At 43.5% G+C, this 19,233-nt stretch carries 16 protein-coding genes; 6 read left to right on the plus strand and 10 right to left on the minus strand.

Going from position 1 to position 19,233, the window contains the following annotated elements:
- Positions 1-83: 83 nt before the first annotated feature.
- From dld to DFP82_RS06050, 4 genes are all read left to right on the plus strand, one after another.
- A complete protein-coding gene (gene dld / locus DFP82_RS06035; RefSeq protein WP_110922823.1) occupies positions 84-1,895 on the plus strand; it encodes a D-lactate dehydrogenase in 1,812 nt (603 codons plus the stop codon).
- Positions 1,876-3,282 (plus strand): YjiH family protein, encoded by a 1,407-nt coding sequence (locus DFP82_RS06040; RefSeq protein WP_110922824.1) that lies wholly within the window; start codon positions 1,876-1,878, stop codon positions 3,280-3,282. The genes dld and DFP82_RS06040 overlap by 20 nt, the downstream gene beginning before the upstream one ends.
- A gap of 190 nt (positions 3,283-3,472) precedes the next feature.
- A complete protein-coding gene (locus tag DFP82_RS06045) occupies positions 3,473-5,017 on the plus strand; it encodes an aldehyde dehydrogenase family protein (RefSeq protein WP_110922825.1) in 1,545 nt (514 codons plus the stop codon).
- A gap of 285 nt (positions 5,018-5,302) precedes the next feature.
- Positions 5,303-5,914, plus strand: coding sequence for a TetR/AcrR family transcriptional regulator (locus DFP82_RS06050; RefSeq protein WP_110922826.1), 612 nt, complete (start codon positions 5,303-5,305; stop codon positions 5,912-5,914).
- Between the two features lie 184 nt (positions 5,915-6,098).
- On the opposite strand, the gene DFP82_RS06055 is transcribed toward DFP82_RS06050, so the two are convergent.
- From DFP82_RS06055 to DFP82_RS06100, 10 genes are all read right to left on the minus strand, one after another.
- Positions 6,099-6,752 (minus strand): DsbA family oxidoreductase, encoded by a 654-nt coding sequence (locus tag DFP82_RS06055; protein WP_110922827.1) that lies wholly within the window; start codon positions 6,750-6,752, stop codon positions 6,099-6,101.
- A 110-nt stretch (positions 6,753-6,862) separates the two neighbouring features.
- Entirely contained in the window at positions 6,863-7,417 is a 555-nt protein-coding gene (locus DFP82_RS06060) for a carboxymuconolactone decarboxylase family protein (RefSeq protein WP_110922828.1), read from the minus strand.
- Positions 7,418-7,760: 343 nt separating this feature from the next.
- A complete protein-coding gene (locus tag DFP82_RS06065; RefSeq protein WP_110922829.1) occupies positions 7,761-8,567 on the minus strand; it encodes a sterol desaturase family protein in 807 nt (268 codons plus the stop codon).
- A 14-nt stretch (positions 8,568-8,581) separates the two neighbouring features.
- Positions 8,582-9,232 (minus strand): CDP-alcohol phosphatidyltransferase family protein, encoded by a 651-nt coding sequence (locus tag DFP82_RS06070; RefSeq protein WP_110922830.1) that lies wholly within the window; start codon positions 9,230-9,232, stop codon positions 8,582-8,584.
- A 79-nt stretch (positions 9,233-9,311) separates the two neighbouring features.
- Positions 9,312-9,941, minus strand: coding sequence for an ATP-binding cassette domain-containing protein (locus tag DFP82_RS06075; RefSeq protein ID WP_110922831.1), 630 nt, complete (start codon positions 9,939-9,941; stop codon positions 9,312-9,314).
- A 47-nt stretch (positions 9,942-9,988) separates the two neighbouring features.
- Positions 9,989-11,800 (minus strand): ABC transporter permease, encoded by a 1,812-nt coding sequence (locus DFP82_RS06080; protein ID WP_110922832.1) that lies wholly within the window; start codon positions 11,798-11,800, stop codon positions 9,989-9,991.
- Positions 11,797-13,104, minus strand: a complete 1,308-nt coding sequence (locus tag DFP82_RS06085; protein WP_110922833.1) for an ABC transporter substrate-binding protein — start codon at positions 13,102-13,104, stop codon at positions 11,797-11,799. The genes DFP82_RS06080 and DFP82_RS06085 overlap by 4 nt, the downstream gene beginning before the upstream one ends.
- Positions 13,105-13,111: 7 nt before the next feature.
- Entirely contained in the window at positions 13,112-15,265 is a 2,154-nt protein-coding gene (locus DFP82_RS06090) for an FAD-dependent oxidoreductase (RefSeq protein ID WP_110922834.1), read from the minus strand.
- A gap of 345 nt (positions 15,266-15,610) precedes the next feature.
- Positions 15,611-16,030: a hypothetical protein gene (locus tag DFP82_RS06095; RefSeq protein ID WP_110922835.1), complete on the minus strand. Its 420-nt coding sequence runs from the start codon at positions 16,028-16,030 to the stop codon at positions 15,611-15,613.
- A 371-nt stretch (positions 16,031-16,401) separates the two neighbouring features.
- Positions 16,402-16,935: a DUF2058 domain-containing protein gene (locus DFP82_RS06100; RefSeq protein ID WP_110922836.1), complete on the minus strand. Its 534-nt coding sequence runs from the start codon at positions 16,933-16,935 to the stop codon at positions 16,402-16,404.
- Positions 16,936-17,411: 476 nt separating this feature from the next.
- Here DFP82_RS06100 and DFP82_RS06105 point away from each other — a divergent pair, with 476 nt between their 5' ends.
- Entirely contained in the window at positions 17,412-18,275 is an 864-nt protein-coding gene (locus DFP82_RS06105) for a universal stress protein (protein ID WP_110922837.1), read from the plus strand.
- A gap of 188 nt (positions 18,276-18,463) precedes the next feature.
- A complete protein-coding gene (locus DFP82_RS06110; protein ID WP_110922838.1) occupies positions 18,464-19,147 on the plus strand; it encodes a cupin domain-containing protein in 684 nt (227 codons plus the stop codon).
- Positions 19,148-19,233: the final 86 nt, after the last annotated feature.

The raw sequence follows: 19,233 nt of genomic DNA on the forward strand, positions 1-19,233 counted from the left end.
GTAACGACTTAAGTTAATGACTTATGGTAACGATAGCGACTTAAATGTATTAAAGGCTGGTCACTCAAGGGAAAACGTCTGCAATGTTGAATGCCAACCACTCGTCTAATAGCTTGAATGCATCGCAGGCGAGTTTGTTAGCAGACTTAGTCGCCGTTGCTGGCACGCTCAATGTAATGACAAAGCCAAGCCAACAGCAGTCTTATGTACAAGGTGCCATAGAAGCGAATACGGATAATGTGTTGGCAGTCGTAACACCAGACAGTTTAGTTGTTCTATGGCGTGTCATTAATCTTTGTGTAGCAGCAGATACGATTATTATCGCCCAAGCGGCCAATACTGGCCTGACAGGTGGCTCAACACCTTACGGTGAGTACGATAGACCGCTAGTGGTTATTTCGATGCAGTCACTGAGCGGTATTCATTTGCTCAATGAGGCAAAAGAGTTGATCGCTTTGCCAGCGGCAACCCTGCAGCAATTAGAGTACACGCTTGCCCCTTTAAGGCGTGAGCCGCATTCTGTATTAGGCTCTAGTTGTGTTGGTGCTTCGGTGATTGGCGGAATCTGCAACAGCTCAGGCGGCATGTTGGTGCAGCGTGGTCCTGCGTATACCGAAATGGCGCTGTTTGCCAAACGTAATACCTCAGGGCAGTTCGAGTTAATCAATCACTTAGGGATTGATTTAGGTAAACATCCAGAGGAAATGCTTGAAAATCTACAATCGGGCAGGTTCGAAAGAGACTCAGATAGCCTAAGCAATAAAAAAGCCTGTACCAACCATCATTATCAACACAAAGTCCGTGATTGTGAGGCAGAGACACCTGCTAGATTTAACAATGACCCCAATGGGCTGTATGAAGCATCTGGTTCAGCAGGCAAAGTCATCGTATTTGCTGTGCGAGTGGCGACCTTTGCCAAACCGACACAAGAGCAAACATTCTATATCTCGACCAACGATGCAGATACCTTGACCACGCTCAGGCAACAGTGGTTAAAAAGCGATTTGAAATTGCCTGTGTTGGCAGAGTATATGCACAAAGACTATAACGACATTACCATGCGTTATGGTCGTGATACTTGCTTAAGTATGCGAAAGCTCCCTGCTAGCAAGATAGGTGGATTATATCGTCTACAAACGAAGATTGGCTATTATTTGGACAAATGGCGATTGCCACAGACTTTGCCTGACCGTGTGCTACAGATGGCCAGTGTCTTTATGCCGCCATCATTGCCAACGCCTTTGGCTGAGCAGTCGCAATCATACCGTTATCATTTGATTATCAAAGTGGCTAATGGTTGTGACAATGGCATTAATGAAAATTCCGATAAACATGATGGCAATAATATCGCTGCTGCACAGACATTTTTGCAAAACCATCTACAGCAACATCAAGGCGTCTTGCATCTGTGTACTGAAAAAGAAGCACAGGCGTTATTAGTGTTTCGTAGTGCCGCCACCGCCGCTATGTTTCGCTACCATAATCTTAACCACACCCAATGTGGTGAGCTACTATCGACCGACATTGCTTTACCACGGAATGCCACAGATTGGGATGAGACTTTACCTCATCACTTAAAAGAACAAGTCAGTAAAACGTTTTATTTGGGACATTTTTTCTGCCATGTGCTGCACCAAGACTATTTATTGAAACCTAAGACCAATGCCAAGCAATTCAAGGAAGACCTGCTGGCGTTTTATAATCAACGCCATATCGAGTATCCTGCTGAGCACAATGTGGGGCACGCATACCCTGCAAAAACGGAACTACATTATTTTTATAAAAAACTGGACCCAACCAATTCGCTCAACCCAGGTATTGGTCAGACAGAAAAATGGAAAAACTGGCAATCATCGCCCATTAAGGAGAAATTAAATGACGAGTTACATGGATAAGTCGCAGCAGCCGATTTTAGGGAATAATACGGTCGATCCAGAAACGCCAAAAGCAGGACAGTGGCGAGCAGCAATGTGGAAGTTTTTATTGTTTTCAGCATTGGGTATTGCGTTATTTATCATACCGTTCGAGTGGGATGGCAAAGTCACGATATTATTGGGTGTGTTGACCGATACGCTACAAACTGCGTTGGGCGGTTTTGTGAGCTATATCACGATGGCGCTCGTGACGATATCCTTTATCGGTGCGCTAGCAGTCAAAGTATTGAAGCCCAATCTGAGTGAAGGTTCACTTGCCAAAAAACTCTTTGATATTGAGTGGTTTTGGCTTGCTATCCGGTTTTTAGGTATGGCATTTGTCTGGATGATTTTTCTACAGGTCGGTCCTGAGTTTATTATCAACCGTAATACGGGTGGTGTCATTTTTGAAGATTTGATTCCTGTTTTGATTCCATTGTTCTTCTTTGCCATTCTATCCCTGCCATTTTTGACTGATTTTGGCTTGATGGAGTTTTTGGGTACTTTAGCCAGTAAAGTATTTATCAAACTTTTCAAATTGCCTGGTCGTTCTGCTGTCGATGCGATGTCTTCTTGGTTTGGTGCAGCGTCTATCGGCTTGCTAGTCACTATGCAAGAGTATGATAAAAGCTTTTACAGCCAGCGTGAAGCTGCAGTTATCGCGACCACATTTTCCGTCACTTCTATCGCCTTTACCTATGTGGTTGCCAAAACCATCGGCGTAGACAATAACTTCGTCTTCTTTTATCTGACCATTGCGCTAACCGGTTTCATCGCTGCGATTATTATGCCGCGCATACCGCCATTATCGCTCAAGCCTGATACGTATCACTCGGGCAAGAGCATGCTTGATGAAGGTATTCCTGCTGAATATACAACTTATCAATGGGCGGTCAATCGTGCCGTCACTCGCGCGCATTCTATGCCTAGCTTAGGTAAAGTGTTCAAACGCAGCGTACATAATCTATTTGATATCTACTTGGGGCTAATTCCAGTCACGTTCGCTATCGGTACGATTGGCCTTGGTTTAGCAGAGTACACACCTGTCTTTAACTGGATAGCGACACCATTAGTGCCAGTACTTGAATGGTTGCAGATTCCAGAGGCAGCAAAAGCGGCACCTGCCATGATTATGGGTTTTGCGGATATGTACTTGCCAGCATTGGTGGGTAAAAGTATCGAGAGTGAGATGACACGATTCATCGTTGGTGCTGCCTCAATTACTCAGATTATCTACATGTCTGAAGTAGGTGCACTGATTTTGAAGTCAAATATCAAGCTTAATGTTTTAGAGCTATTTTTGATCTTTATCCTTCGTACCATTATCAGTTTGGTAGTAATCACGTCTGTGGCGCATCTGCTTTATTAGTCATGCGTTCCATACTAATTAAGCATCTAGCCCAACTATAACGTACAAATAATCGGTTTTTCTGTAGTCAGATAAACCGATTATTTCCCCATTTCAAGACCACTAAATTTGTAAACATGCTAATTGATGACACGCCCTAATATTGCGGCAGATGAAGACAAATTTATAAAAAAATACAAGGCAATTAACCATGATGGAAACGATGAACTCTAAGGGTATAACCAGAGAAAGCGCCATACAAACCGTCCAAGATGAAGTGATGCTGAATGCCGCTTATATAAATGGAGACTGGATTACGATTGAAGCACCTACGGCTGATTCTGACCAAACTAGCCCTAATAAAGCAAGCTCTGATAAAGCGAATAACCATGCCTTGTATGATTCAAATTCTGGCGAAATAATTGCCACCACTCGTTTGTGCACCCAAGCTCATGTAGATATGGCAGTCAACGCTGCGAGCCAAGCATATCCATCTTGGTCACAAACCACGGTAGACGAACGCGCGGGTTATCTCAATGCTATTGCAGATACGATGGAGCAGCAGTTCGATACATTGGTTGGATTGTCTGTATTAAATAATGGTAAGCCAATCGAAGAAGCAAAAATAGACGTGAGCGATTCTATTGCCTGCTATCGTTATTATGCCAATCTCATCATCAAACAATCGACTTTGTCTGAGGTACTTACCAGTGAGTCGAGCATACGCTTGCTAAAAACCTATGCGCCTGTTGGTATTTGCGCACTCATCGTACCTTGGAATTTTCCAATGGTCACGACTGCTTGGAAAGTAGCCCCCGCATTAGCGGCAGGTTGTACCGTATTATTAAAACCGTCTGAGGTGACACTGTTGCCAGAGCTAATGTTGGGCAATATATTGTCTGCTATCAAGCTGCCAAAAGGGGTGGTTAACATCTTGCCAGGTGCGGCTGAAGTTGGCGCTGCCATGACCAGCCATCCACTCATTGACAAGGTGTCTTTTACAGGCAGCAACGTAATTGGGGAAAAAGTCATGACCCAAGCGGCAAAAGGCATCAAAGATATCAGCCTAGAGCTTGGTGGTAAGTCTGCCATTGTCGTATGTGCTGATGTAGATATCGACTACGCTTGTGATTTAATCATTGGCGGCATATTCACCAATGCCGGTCAAATATGTTCAGCGACTTCAAGGTTGCTCGTTCATGAAGACATTGCTCAATCATTATTTGAAACGTTGAAGGCCAAGACAGAAAGTCTAAAAATTGGTGATGGCTTTGCTGTGGATACACAAATGGGGCCAATGGTTAGCAAGCAACAGTTAAATCAGGTCAAAAAATACTTTGATATTGCAGTGAATGAAAATCTTGAGTGTTTGACGGGCGGTGAGATAGTAGAGGGGTCAGGATACTTTGCAACCCCAACGATTTATACAGACGTACCAGTAACCAGTCAGTTATGGATAGAAGAAATATTTGGACCAGTATTGGTGTGTAAAACCTTTACAGAGAAGGCAGAAGCGATCGCCTTAGCCAATGACAGTAAATTTGCCTTGGCAGCTTCTATTGTCAGTGCTGATGAAACTCAAGCATTGGAGATAGCATTACAAATTCAAGCAGGTCATATCTGGATTAATGAGCAACAAATCGTGTTGCCTGAAACTGGGTGGGGCGGGTTTAAACAAAGTGGTATCGGACGTGAGCTAGGCGTAGATGGCTTGTCTGCTTATCAGAAAAGCAAGCATGTTTTATTGCCGTATTAGCATTGCTTGATTAAACGAGTGGAATTTTTCAGGCTAACGATTAATCGTTATAGTTGAGTTCAAATAATTTCGATACAAGGAAACCGAGTATAAGCTATACATTAGTATGGTTAGCGAGGGTGACAATGTAGCGGATTTATATGGATTTGACTATAGCCTAATTTTTATTGCGTAAAGTAACTTTACTAGACTATAGTCACCATTCGATATAAAATTGAGCAATCATTCAAATTTATTGCTGTGCTCATACTTATATGAAGCCATGGCTATTGCAATGGAAAAAATATGTCACGTACTGCGCTTTATAATCGTCATGACTCCTTAGAACGAGCTTTAAAGCTTTTTTGGCAAAAGGGTTTTCATGCGACTTCCTTAAAAGACATAGAATCAGCGCTCGATATGCGCCCGGGCAGTATTTATGCCGCATTTGGTAGCAAAGATGGCTTGTTCCAAGAAGCTTTAGATTATTATGCTCGCTCAGGGTTGACTGAGCTAGAACGTGTATTGAGTCAGCAGCCATCTCCCTTGTTGGGGTTGGCAGCTTATTTGCGTCAGATGGGCGGTATTCGTGACAAAGAGCTACCGAGTCGAGCGTGTATGCTAGTCAAAAGCTTGCTAGAACTGGGTGCTCGTGAGCAAGCGGCACTGCAAAAAGTAGAGATGCTGCTGGCAGGTATGGAAACACGTTTTGCTGGTTACTTTATCGAAGCGCAGCGGGTAGGTGAGATGGATAGCGAGCTGGATCCGCTAAGACTAGCACGCCGTTTACAGGCCGAAGTGATGGGGCTGCGAGCTTTTGCACAGCGTGATGTAGACAGTGCGGCAGTACATGCATTGGCTGAAGACATGGCACTTTCTATAGAAGCACTGCGTATCGATGAGTCTGCTACCGTTTAATCTTTCTACCACTGAAAAACAATATTGCCAAAATTAATGCCGCTAAAAATTAATGCCATTAAAAATTGATATCATGAAAAAAGGGTTTTAGAGGAACGGTATAGCCCGAGACTATACCGTTCCTCTAAAACCCTTAGCTTTTCTAAAACTCTCAGCTTTGAAGACCCAACTATGACTTCATGGTTTAGTCTGGCATGTCAGCCAACTGCTGCAAAATGCTTTTATAATTTTCAATACCTTGTGCGCCGCTAATTAAATGACGCTCATTGAAAACCATAGAAGGCACACTTTGAATGCCTTGTTGTTGCCAATGCTGTTTTTCTTTTTCTACTGCTGCCGCAAATCGCTGGTCTTCTAAGACTGCTAGCGCTTCAGTACGATCAAGTCCAATATCTGTGGCGATATCTGCAAGTACGGTACTATCAGCCACATTTTTATTATCAACGAAGTGCGTAACGAACAATGCTTGTTTTAGGTCGTGCATACGTCCTTGCTGATCGGCCCAATACAGCAACTGATGCGTATTGAAAGTATTGTAAGTACGAAACTCATCGGTAAACTGAAAATTAAATCCAGCTTCTGAACCTGCTGCTGTCATTCTAGCTCGGCTCTCTTTAACGTCCTCAGCAGTCGTACCGTACTTCTCCATAATATGCTCACGATAGTTTCGTCCTTCGTGCGGCGTATTAGGATTTAACTCAAATGGATGCCAGTGAATCTCGTGCGGCGTGTTGGTTTGTTTTAATGCCTCGGCTAGTTGACTATAGCCGATAGCGCACCAAGGGCACACAACGTCTGACACGATGTCTATTCGTAAAGGTTTTTTTGCCTGTTCCATAGGATCTCTCATTAGCGATAAATTAAAATGAAAAACTGCTGCCCGAAGATGTTTCGAACAACAGTATGAAAACATCAAATGGACTGTGTCAGCATTAGCTGAAAAACATATTAGTCAGCTTTGTGCCACTCAAATTTCTGGAATGGTTTGTCAATTGGTGTGTTAGCTAGGTGGTTCGTGTAGTTGCTCATGACTTTTTGAGCTGCACCAAGAATAACTTCAAGAATCTGACGCTTAGTGTAGCCAGCATCTAAAAACGCTTGAACAGCGCTGTCATCGACGTTACCACGATTACGGACTACAGATAGTGTGAAGGTACGCAATGCTTCCAATTTTTCAGTTGGTAGTGGCGTTTCATCACGTAATGCATCCGTGATAGCGTCATCTACTTTCATGCTCTTAGCAATACCAGTATGCGCAGGTACACAGTAATGGCAAGCATGCTCAACGTTGATAGTTTGCCATACAACAGTGGTTTCTTCATCATCAAAGCTGCTGTCTAAAAACAGTTGATGTAGCTGTTGGTAGCCTTCGAGCAAGCCAGGCGCTTCAGCCATCACGGCGTGTAAGTTAGGTACCATGCCAAATGCTTTGATAGAAGAATCAAGTAAGTCTTTACTTTCTGCTGGGGCTGTGTCTTTGTCGTGTAGGGTAAATTCAGTCATGTGAAAATCCTTATGATAATTATTAGTGAGTTGTTGTAAAAGTAAGTGTGTATAAGCGGTTTGAGAACTTCTATATATTTGAGTGATTGCTCAAATATATAAGTGATGTTTCCGTGAGTCGCTTAACAACTGCAGCCACTATAATTCATTTTGAGCACTCGTTCAAATAATATTTGAGTGAATGCTCAGGTTATTTGTAAATTTCGTTTACATTCAGATTGGACTGATATAACTATTATGATGGAGGACAGGCAGCTCGGTACTTACAAGAGATGAGAGTGGTTGAAGTGTTTTTTGCCACATCTAACAGTTAGATGTAGGCATAGTGTATGAATGCCGTTATTTACTTGCTTTTGAATGATTGATTTTTAAAGGGCATCAATAATAAATTCCATAGAGAAGCGTTTTGTTTGGGCAAAGGGTACTCTTTTAGACCAATATCCAACTCATGATCAGATTTTTTGGCTTCACTTTTATAGCTACCAAACAACTTATCCCACCAGATGACACTGAAGCCATAGTTTGAATTGGTCTCGCTCACACGCTGGCTGTGATGAATACGATGCAAAATCTGGGTCATCAATACTAAACGCAAAGGTTTTTCAATCGCAGGTGCCAGGCGAATATTGGCATGATTGAACATCGCCAATCCATTTAGGGTAATCTCAAAAATCAGCACGGCGATAGCAGGCACACCCAATAAGCTGACAGCAATGAGTTTGACCACGATGCTTAATACGATTTCGATAGGATGAAATCTAAGCCCTGTACTGGTATCAACGTGCGCATCGGCATGATGTACTCGATGTAAGCGCCACAGGATAGGCACGCGATGGAATAGTCGATGCTGCCAATAGATCACGATGTCGAGCAATAGCAGACTCAACACAATAGCTACGATGATTGGTAAATCAATGATATTGAATAAGCCGATACCGTGCTGCTGGTTATAGATCGCCACAGCTGTCAGACCGATAGGTATGGCCAACCGTGTGACAATAGAGGCTGCAACCACCAAGCTAAAGTTAACAAACCAGCGTTTGCTACTTTTAATCGGTGCTTTGCGTGCAGGCATGCGCCATTCAAGCATCATCATGATGACTAAGATGCTAAAAAAAACGCCAAGTCTCCACCATACCTCATTTGCCATTATTTGCCTCTTTACTATTTTTCTGGATATGGTTTTTGATGAATATCAGCCTCTAGCTGTTTGAGCGTATGGTAGCCCCCATGAATGCGGGTGAATATTGTGACGGCACAGGCAGTCGCAAAGATACCAGCAAGTAATGCAAAGTGCTGCGGCCAAAGACAAAATGCCACAAACAGCGCGATGGTTTCAGTGCCTTCAGTCAGGCCGTTTAGATAGTAAAAGCTTTTGTATTTGAACTGAGGCTTATCCAGATTGAATTTTTCTGCTGCTATAGCAAATGCTAAAAAGCTTGAGCCAGTACCAATGAAAGTGGCTAATAATATCGATCCTGCAATGGCGTTTTGTTCAGGGTTGGCCAAAATAAAGCCAAGCGGTATGGCTGCATAAAATAAAAAATCTAAGGTAATGTCCAAATAGCCACCAGCACTAGAGCTTTGGTTGGCATGTCGAGCCAGTGCACCATCCAGACCATCAAAAACGCGATTCACTGCAATGGCTGCAAGCGCCCCATACCAAAACTCAAACGCGAGTAATGGTAATGCGAGCATACCAATCAAAAACCCCACCATCGTGAGTTGATCTGCTGTGACACCGCGCTTGTGCAGTACGACAACCACAGAGGTCAGTATTGGTTTGATGATGGGCGTGATAAATTTGTCGAGCATGCGAGGGGCCTTTTATAAGTCGCGTTGATGTCTAGGGCGTGTCATCATTCATTGAAAGTGATGATACACCCTAAGACAATCAGGTTAAATGAATGACTTTGCCGCCTGCTGCCTCGGCATCACTGTGGTCATGCGTCACCATAATCGCAGGCAGTTTGAACGTGCGAATTTGCTCAAATACCAACTGACGTGTATCGACTCTAAGCTGCGTGTCCAACTTACTAAATGGCTCATCGAGCAATATGGCTTTTGGCTCACTCATCAAGGTTCGGAGTAGGGCGATTCGTGCCTGCTGTCCCCCTGATAAGTTATCAGGATGTCGACTACCCATGCCTGCCAGTCCAACTTGCTCTAGTGCTTGTTCGATTTTTTCTAAGCGCTGTTTTTTATTACCTTTTGGCATAGCAAAGGCGATATTTCCAGCAACGGATAAATGTGAAAACAGCAAAGGGTCTTGATACAGCACCCCAATATGGCGTAAATGCGGCGGAAGCTGGCACACGTTTTCATCATTTAACCAAGCTTCGCCCGTGGCATGGAAACCGCTGGGCAATGTACCTGTGAGCCAGTTCAAAAAGCTCGATTTACCACTACCAGACGGCCCCATAACGGTGAGTATATCACCGCCAAAAATTTGCTCATCTATGCCTAGTAGACGCGTGTCTTCTCGATATAGCTCTAAGTTTCTTATCTCTAAAGATGGTGACATCAAAACCCCTTTATTTATATTGTCATTATTGGCTTATGTAGGGCGTGTTAATGAGTATTGTTTTTGCCACTTCTAAAAATATATTTAGGGAGCAGACTTGCCAGTATAAAACCAATAAGCGGTAGTGCCATTTGGATGATGGCATAGACCGCACTAGTGCGTCTACTGGCCCCGTTCGCGAGTGTCACGGCTTCTGTGGTGATGGTGGCAATACGTCCGCCGCCTGCCAATAACGTCGGCAAATATTGGCCGAAGCTAATCGCTAAACCCAGTGCGACAGCAATCAAAATAGGCGTAAACAGTTGTGGTAATTTGACCTGAAAAAACACTTTTATGGGTGTCGCACCTAAGCTTGCTGCTACATTCGCAAAACGTGGGTCTAAACGTCGATAGCTGCTCGCAAGTGACAAGAACACATAGGGTAGTACAAACAACAAATGCGTAAATGCCACATTAAAAAACGCCGCTTGGTTATTGATCAGTTGTTGTAGCCACACCAATCCAAATAAGAAGGCGATGCTAGGTACCAACAATGGCAAGTAAATGATCAAGCTAGTGAAGTTTGACAGTCGCTTTGCACTTAACTGTTCGGCCTCCAAACATAGTAATGTGAGCACAATAGCAAATAAGGTACTCACTAAACCGATAGCAATGGTATTAAAGAGTGGCGTACTCATTTGCATAAAGGCACTTTGGAAATGTAGCAATACAAACTGTTCTGGCAAAGCGTCTGGAAAACGCCAAAACCCAGCCACTGACCACATGGCAAGGCCAATGAGTGACATGAACATAAAACCAATGACCACAGTGGTCATAGTGGCAGTGACTTTTTGCCAGACCGCATCCGCATAGTTTCGCTTGCCATTGGTCAATGAGCCACAGAATAGTATTTTTACGATCTGCTCACCGCCAAGCCATAAGGCGATCAAACCACCTGTCAATGCCAGCTGTAACAATGCCCCTGCAGATGCTTTTATGCGTAGATTTAGATCGACATCATTGAACCATTGCATGATAGTGACCGCAAGTGTGGGCGGTGTGTTTGGGCCCAATATCAATGGCATCTCTACACTGGCACTGGCATAGGCAAGCACCGCCAAAATTGGCAACCGCAGCAATGGATATAGCAGAGGAAATACCGATTTAAAAAAGGCGGCAATCGGGTAATAACCCAAATTTAATGCGACTTTATACTGTTGGCGCAGTTTTTTACCAAGCTCTGGTTGTGCCAAAGCACCCAATGCGATGAGTAATAAAAAAGGCAGCTCTTTTAACGTTAAGCCCAGAATGATACTGATGCCGTATGGGTCATGGGGAAATATCCCTTCTGGTGACATTTCCCAACCGCTTAACCACGGCGATATCAATCGTGAAAACATACCAGAAGGCGCAATGAGAAAACCAACGGCAATCGCCGCTGCGGCATGAGGAATCACTAAAATGGGGCTTAGCAAATGCTCGATACGCGTGAGCCAAACACTATTGAAAAACGCTGCCAGTATCATGAGTGTCATGACAAAAGCGAGCAGAGTGCTGATGAGTCCAGTTGCCAAGCTAAGCGCCACCATTTGGGTCAGACCTGGCGTCATCCAAAGATCTTTAAACCCTTGTAGACTGATGGTCGTCTGATCAAGCGCGGGCACCCAACTAAACGCAGGCAATAGCACACTAATCAGTCCGCCAAGTACGGGTAGCACCAGTATCAGCAATAAAAGCTTCGGACTAGATATGGCAATGCGCGTAAATAGGTCTTTTTTATAAGGAGTGGCAATAGCCGTACAATTATTGACACTGCCTTTATTGAGATCATTTTTATTGACACTGCCTTGAGCGGCCTTGTCATTCAAATCTTTATTCATGGGCGAACCCCGTAGCGTGCTTGCCAGCCTTCCATAATTGCCTCAACCCAACTTGGGTGTGGCTCGCTCACTGTGCGTTTAATACTATCAAACGGCAATGCGCTAGGATGAGGTTTGTTGGTTTTGAACAAGGCTTGTTGCTCAGAGGTGAGGGTAGATTGGATAAGTACGGTTTTGTCACCCCATACAGAGGGCGTTTGCTTTTTGGCTTGTGCCTCTGGACTCATCAAAAAGTTAGCGACAAGCTGTGCCGCTTGCGGGTGGCTGGCATTGTAAGGAATGGCGACAAAGTGAGTATTACTCAAGCTACCATCGCTCATCGCATAGCTACGAATACTTTCAGGTAAGTCATAACGCTGCACGGCTGCTGGAACTTCAGGGGCTGAAAAGCTAAACGCTAAACTGAGCTCGGTATCATCGACCAACCGACGCATTTGCGCACCTGTTTGTACAAACTGCTCACCCTTGCGCCAAAGCGTCGGATGCAAGTCATCCAAGAATGCCCATAGTGGGTCGAGGACAATCGCTTTATTCTGTTCAGTGACAGGCATGTTGAGCTGAGCACTGGTATTCTCGCCAGTATCGGCATCGTGTTGCTCATGCAGCATAACCAATGCGTATTTCAAAAAGCTCATACCTAAAAAGTCAGGGGGTTTTGGATAGCTAAAGCGACCGGGGTTTTGTTTTGTCCAAGTCGTTAGTTCATTTAAGGTGGTGGGTGGCTTTTTGACGGATAGATTATCGTAGTAGAAAGTCAGTGACGCTTGTCCCCATGGCGCTTCCATACCATTGGTTGGTACACCAAAATCAAAGGTAACAGCGGGGTTGTTATCAGGATCAGTGAGGGCAAAATTAGGCAGCTTGTTTGCCCACTGTTTGAGCAATAGTGAATTCTCACTCATGGTGGCGAAGTTTGCGCCATTAATCCAAATCAGATCTACGCTACCTTGGTCATTGTTATTGGCTGACTTTTCTGCCAATACTCGACTGACGGCTTCGCTGGTATCTGTGAGTTTGACATGGACCAAGTTGATGTTGTACTTCTCATCAACTTGCTTGGCTGCCCACTGTAAATAGGCATTGATTTGAGGGTCACCGCCCCACGCATAAAAGTAAACGTCTTGATTTTTACCCTGAGATTCAACCTGCTGCCAAGGTGATTCCTTGCCATCACTGCTGCCTATATTAGGGGAGGCAGTGCTTGCAGAGATACCGATACAAACGCTTAGCGCCATAGCATAAGAGCTATAGCGCATGACGTTTTTTAGCATTGTCCGTGTTGGCAAGGCTTTAGTAGGGTGCATTGATGGGCTAACCTCGACGCCAAGTATGGTATTTTTCTAGCCAGCTTAATACGCGCTGAGGGGCATGGTCACGTTTCCATTCACCGGCCACATACTTGTTGCCTTCCGCCCAAGTCGGGTAGCTGTGAATAGTACCAAGTATTTTATTCAGTCCCAAACCGTGTTTCATTGCCAATACAAACTCAGCAATCAAGTCGCCGGCATGTTCAGATACGATGGTCACACCAAGTATTTTATCTTTCCCTTTAGGGGTAATGACTTTGATAAATCCTTTAGCAGCACTGTCAGTGATGGCACGGTCCAGCTCTTTAAACTCAAAGCGGGTAATCTCGTACTCAATACCTTTGTCTATCGCGTCTTGCTCATTTAAGCCCACACGAGCGACTTCTGGATCGATAAACGTGGTCCACGGAATCACACGGTAATCTACTTTGAATTTTTTAAGGTTACCAAATAAGCCGTTCACTGCTGCGTACCAACCCTGATGAGCTGCGACATGAGTAAACTGATATGGGCCTACAATATCGCCTGCTGCAAAGATATTAGGATACAGCGTTTCCAAATATTCGTTGGTCACGATAGTACGATTGGTTTCGATACCCAAATCTTCAAGACCGTAACCAGTAAGGCGAGCACTTCGACCAACGGCACATAATAGCTCGTCATATTCTATATCGATTTCAGTATTATTGTGTTTAACGACAATATACTTTTTGCCATCACGAGCTTCACAGCGTAGAGCTTGATGTGAGGTCAAAATATTTACACCGCTTTCAACCAGCGCTTGGTGTGCAAAGGTAGACACCTCAAGATCTTCTTTGATCATGATGCGCTCACTCATCTCAATTTGAGTCACATTTGAGCCCAAGCGCGCAAAACTTTGCGCCAATTCACTACCGATAGGACCACCGCCTAGTACGACCAACTTTTTAGGCGCTTCGTCTAGTTCTGCAAACTTGTTCCATATGGTATCGCTGGTCACGTAGCCCGTTTCTTCAATACCAGGTAATGGCGGTACAAATGGGCGTGCGCCAGTTGCAATAACGATAGTACGCGCAGTTAGTGTTTGTGTGCCACCATCATTTAGGGCGATTTCTACCGTCCATGGATCGATGAGCTTGGCATAGCCTTTTACCACATCGACGCCCAAATCAGTATAACGCTCAACACTGTCATGCGGCGCAATCTCAGCCACAACATCATGCACACGTGCCATGACTTTTTTGAACGAGAACTGCGGAGACGCATTTTCGAGGCCGTAGTTTTCACCATGGCGAATTTGATCTGCGATTTTTGCACTTTTAATCACGGCTTTACTTGGGACACAACCATAGTTTAAGCAATCACCGCCCATTTCACCTGCTTCGATTAATGTTACTTTTGCTTTAACAGCAGCAGCAATATAGCTCGTTACCAAGCCGCCAGCACCCGCACCAATAACAATCATGTTGCGGTCGAACTGTTTGGGCTTTGAGTAGTTTTTATAGACACGACGTTTTTTAAACACATTTAAGATTCCTTTAGCAATAAGCGGGAATATGCCCAATAAAGCGAACGATAAAATTAAATTGAGCGATAAAATACCTGACAAGCTTTCTATTTGCGCAAGTTGCGTACCCGCATTAACGAATACAAAAGTACCTGCCAGCATACCTACTTGGCTTACCCAGTAGTAGGTCCATGACTTAATGGCGGTCACACCCATGAGCAAATTGATTAAAAAGAAGGGAAATACAGGGACTAAACGTAATGTGAATAAGTAAAAGCCACCTTCTTTTTCGACGCCCGCATCGATAGCGGCAAGGCGTTCAGGAAAGCGCTGTTTGATGGTATCGCGTAGCAAATAACGTGATGCTAAAAACGAAAGTGTCGCGCCAATACTTGAGGCAAATGAGGCAATGACTAAGCCCTGAAACAGACCAAATAAAGCGCCGGATGCCAATGTCAATATGGCAGCACCAGGTAGCGAGAGGGCCGTAACTACGACGTACAGTAAAAAGAACCCACCGATAATAAGTAACGGTGACTCTGCTTTATAGTCGTTGAACTGCGCCATCGAGCCCTTTAAGCCCTCAAGCGTCAACAGTTGGTTGAGGTCAAAGTAGAAAAACCCCACTGCTAATAGCACTATTAACAGTATTAGAAATATTCTTTTAATCATGAAAGATTCGGCCTAATAGTAAAGCAAAGGTTTCATTCATAGTCATCTTTCTATAATTAAAACTATGATCAAAAAACTTTTGCTGTTTTAGTGATGGTGGCAATTACATTGAATTGTTGAATAATCTATTCGTTTACCTGCAATAAAACAGCTAAGTTGTTAGTTTTAATAATATATAGCTTGTATCGCTTTAGCTAGTATTTATATTATTGCACCATTTAACCTCTATAGCTTTGCTACGGCAACACCTGCATTTGACGTACCACCTGTACGGTCTACGCTTGGATTGCTGGTACTGAATTTATTTAGATTTGACCATAGTCAAACGATAGACTCTGTTTATATCTATGTCAAAGGAACGGTCTTGCCCACGGTACGTTTGCCCAGTGTCAACGTATCCCAGTCTCTCATCAAGAAGAGAGCGATACATGCTGCCAGCATTGGCCATGCGGCAAAAAACAACAGGTTATCAAATGGTTCTAGATATAAAGCAAAGGTCGAAAAAGTGGAGCCCGCATGAGCCAGCAGCAAAATACCATAGGTCCAAGTTTTAAATAACCCGACGACAAACAGTATGATAAGTATCAACTGAACAGCGCCCATAACATAGAATATGGAATCACCCATATTTTCCATTCCATAAAACTTAGACATAACGCCTGCGGCATGGTCAGGATTGATAAATTTATCAAGCGTCCAAAATAAAAAGACCGTGAAGATACCAAGTCGAAGCAATAGGAGTGAAAGTGGCAGATGTTTTGGCATGAGAAATCTCTTTTTGAGAAATTTTGAAAGCCTTTTCAAAACTTCTTGATGAGTAGGGTGCCGATATTGGCTTTTGTTATATGATTAGTAAAAGTCAAAATGTGTTCAATTCTTGAGTGATTGCTCAACTTCGAGCAAACCTTAGCGCTAAATAGGTCAAGAAATCGCATTGTAGTTGTTATTGAATGGCTGTTCAAGTTCGCATTGCCACGTATGGCAGGGTTATGGCGATTTGTTACCTTTTTCAATAAAACCTGTAACGCTAGCTTAAAGGTGATTGTTTTCTATACAATAAAAAAACCCTTTGTAGAAGTAAGTACTCTACAAAGGGTGTCTAAGTTAACAAAGCAAGTATTATAAATACTGACTGTTTACCACATTAAATCATCTGGAATCACATAAGCGGCGTAAGGATCATCTTCTGCCAACACATCTTCTGATGTATCGTTTGATACGACCATAAAGCCTTCCATTTTTGAATCTATACGATCTGCTAATGGGCGGGGAAGCAGTGCATAGCCTTCTTCTAATCGCGCAATGACGACATGACCAGCGACGATTTGGTCATATAGTTTTTGGGTAATAGAGATTTTTTTGACTTTAGAGCCGTCAACAAACTGATAGCTGACATCACCACTGATATCAGTGATTTGATGCTGCTTAATCATTTGGATGATATTGGCCTTGAGTGCCTTTTCTTCTAAAGCGCGTTGTTTTTCTTGATTGAGTTGCTGATCTTTCTCTAGTTTTTTTGCTTGCGCATCTGCCAATGCTTTTTTCGCTTCTAGACTTTCTGAGTCACCAGTACGCTTGGCATGCTGATTTTGCTTGCTGATTTTATTGGCTTTTTTGCTATCTACCAATCCCGCTTTGAGTAGTTGAGCCTGTAGGGCATTTTTTGCCATAGTTCCATCACCTAAATAACGATATTTAAATCACAAATGCTAAAAAATACATTGTAGCAAAATTTGTTAGGGCATGTTGTCAGACGATGACAAGACTTTATTGCTGTACTAGAACCACGTTTCTTTAAATGTTGTGCAATACTAAAGACAGCAGAGTGAATATTATTGTAGAGGCAGGCACACATCACTGGATGAAGTCAGCCAAATTGGTTATTATCGAAGTAATGGGAAAGATTTTCCCAGAGCATTTGGGATGAGCATTGGACGCTATATGGAACTAGGGCGCATCCTCAATTCAATCGATAGTCATCTAAATGGGATAAAAATGGCTAAATCTTGCCAAACGGCGTCAAATAGCTGACTAATATCTCGATATTATCTGCGCTATTTTTCTTGTTTGACTGCAATTTATCTCATTTTTATCACCATTTTTAAAATGAGGACACGCCCTAAATAATTAAAATTAAGGACATATTATGACAACATCACAGCACGTTTTAGCTTGTATTGATGGTTCGGCAGTGACTGAATCAGTTTGTGACTATGCAGCATGGTATGCCAGTAAGTTGAATTTACCTGTTGGTTTGTTGCATGTCAGTGAGGTTCCTGCATCGACCAGACGTGATTTGTCGGGCGCGATAGGGGTAAATAGCCGCCAGTTTTTGTTAGAAGAATTGACCCAGATGGACGAGCAAAGAGCGAAGGTGGTCAACAGTTATAGCAATGCCTTGGTTCAAGATGCAAAAAGCCACATCCAAAGTGATTTTGAGGATGTCGCTATCCGTATCTATCAACGTCGCGGCAAGCTGCTACCCGCCATTGAGCACTTTAAGACAGAAAATCGTGCCATTGTCATGGGTCGACGCGGAGAAGATCACAAAAACAGTCGTATCAATATCGGTAGTCAAATCGAAACAGTCGCCCGTGCATCCGATGTTCCTATCTTGATTTGCTCGGAGACATTCAAAGCGCCAAGCTCATACATGATCGCTTTTGATGGTAGCAAAACCGCTATCAAAGCAGCATGGATGGTTGCAAGAAGCCCAGTGTTAAAAGGACTGCAAGGTCATATCGTCATGATAGGAAGCCACAATGATGCCGCTAAGCAGAGCTTAAGTGCCGCAGCAGCACAATTAGAAGCGGCTGGGTTTGTTGTGGCCGCTCATCATTTGTCAGCGGCTGATGCGGTCAATGGTTTGTTGGCTTTTCAAACGGAAAATAACATCGATATCATGGTGGTGGGCGCTTACGGTCATTCTAAATTGCAGCAACTGTTTCTCGGTAGTACGACGACAGAGATTATTGCCAGTACATTGTCGCCAGTCATTTTAGTGCGATAAGTGCACTAAAGGTTAGGGTGTCTTATAGAAGCATCGATTATAAATTCTCATAGTAGTGGCACAGTTGTCATCTATCTCTAATGATTCTTAAAAAATGATTGATAATTATGAATAAGGCTCAATAAATGATGCCAAATACTTTATAAGAGAGTATGTAGTTACACCCTACTATTTTTGGACATAATGCTATGCTTATTAATGCAAATTTCTCTAGTCGTGCGGCGCTTGCAGTTGAAGACCAACAGTGGGTAAACTCACCGCAGAGTGGTGTAGAACGTATCATGTTGGATCGTGTTGGCGAAGAGAAAGCCCGAGCCACCAGTCTGGTACGCTATGCGCCTAATTCTTATTTTCCGCATCACCTGCATCCAGGTGGTGAAGAGATTTTGGTATTGTCAGGTACGTTTTCTGCAGATGATAAGCATTATCCCGCAGGTTGGTATTTGCGTAATCCACCGTCATCAGGTCATACTCCTTATAGTGACGAAGGTGCAGTGATCTTCGTTAAGCTCAGACAGATGCCGTCTAATGAAGACCGCTATGTCGCTATTGATACTCATGATGATGCCAATTGGACACGCCAAGGTAATCGTGATGTCTGTGCGCTTTTTTCTGATGATGGTGAGCAGGTGAGTTTGCAACGTCTCACAGCAGGCGATGTATTATGCGACGAAGATATCATTAATGGTGTAGGTGCGGGCGGTGTAGAGTTACTGGTTGTAGAGGGCAGCCTAGTAGATGGTGATAAAGTATATCAACGAGATAGTTGGATACGTCTACCAGTAGGTGAGCAGTCGCAAATAAAAGCAGGGTTAGAAGGCGCCACGGTATATATTAAGACAGGACATCTAATACAAGTGATTGGTCTATAACTGGCAACTGACCAAGCCACCTGAATTTTCTGCCTTATTTTCTACCTTGGTGTTGTAAATGTGCATCTTATACTTTCATCTATCAT

Origin of the sequence: Psychrobacter fozii (assembly GCF_003217155.1) — a bacterium.
Lineage (GTDB): Bacteria > Pseudomonadota > Gammaproteobacteria > Pseudomonadales > Moraxellaceae > Psychrobacter > Psychrobacter fozii.

What these genes read in the sequence shown, in the direction of transcription:
- dld (WP_110922823.1), top strand. Translation starts at nt 84, where the DNA reads ATGTTGAATGCCAACCACTCGTCTAATAGCTTGAATGCATCGCAGGCG.
- DFP82_RS06040 (WP_110922824.1), top strand. Translation starts at nt 1,876, where the DNA reads ATGACGAGTTACATGGATAAGTCGCAGCAGCCGATTTTAGGGAATAAT.
- DFP82_RS06045 (WP_110922825.1), top strand. Translation starts at nt 3,473, where the DNA reads ATGATGGAAACGATGAACTCTAAGGGTATAACCAGAGAAAGCGCCATA.
- DFP82_RS06050 (WP_110922826.1), top strand. Translation starts at nt 5,303, where the DNA reads ATGTCACGTACTGCGCTTTATAATCGTCATGACTCCTTAGAACGAGCT.
- DFP82_RS06055 (WP_110922827.1), bottom strand. Translation starts at nt 6,752, where the DNA reads ATGGAACAGGCAAAAAAACCTTTACGAATAGACATCGTGTCAGACGTT.
- DFP82_RS06060 (WP_110922828.1), bottom strand. Translation starts at nt 7,417, where the DNA reads ATGACTGAATTTACCCTACACGACAAAGACACAGCCCCAGCAGAAAGT.
- DFP82_RS06065 (WP_110922829.1), bottom strand. Translation starts at nt 8,567, where the DNA reads ATGGCAAATGAGGTATGGTGGAGACTTGGCGTTTTTTTTAGCATCTTA.
- DFP82_RS06070 (WP_110922830.1), bottom strand. Translation starts at nt 9,232, where the DNA reads ATGCTCGACAAATTTATCACGCCCATCATCAAACCAATACTGACCTCT.
- DFP82_RS06075 (WP_110922831.1), bottom strand. Translation starts at nt 9,941, where the DNA reads ATGTCACCATCTTTAGAGATAAGAAACTTAGAGCTATATCGAGAAGAC.
- DFP82_RS06080 (WP_110922832.1), bottom strand. Translation starts at nt 11,800, where the DNA reads ATGAATAAAGATTTGAATGACAAGGCCGCTCAAGGCAGTGTCAATAAA.
- DFP82_RS06085 (WP_110922833.1), bottom strand. Translation starts at nt 13,104, where the DNA reads ATGCACCCTACTAAAGCCTTGCCAACACGGACAATGCTAAAAAACGTC.
- DFP82_RS06090 (WP_110922834.1), bottom strand. Translation starts at nt 15,265, where the DNA reads ATGATTAAAAGAATATTTCTAATACTGTTAATAGTGCTATTAGCAGTG.
- DFP82_RS06095 (WP_110922835.1), bottom strand. Translation starts at nt 16,030, where the DNA reads ATGCCAAAACATCTGCCACTTTCACTCCTATTGCTTCGACTTGGTATC.
- DFP82_RS06100 (WP_110922836.1), bottom strand. Translation starts at nt 16,935, where the DNA reads ATGGCAAAAAATGCCCTACAGGCTCAACTACTCAAAGCGGGATTGGTA.
- DFP82_RS06105 (WP_110922837.1), top strand. Translation starts at nt 17,412, where the DNA reads ATGACAACATCACAGCACGTTTTAGCTTGTATTGATGGTTCGGCAGTG.
- DFP82_RS06110 (WP_110922838.1), top strand. Translation starts at nt 18,464, where the DNA reads ATGCTTATTAATGCAAATTTCTCTAGTCGTGCGGCGCTTGCAGTTGAA.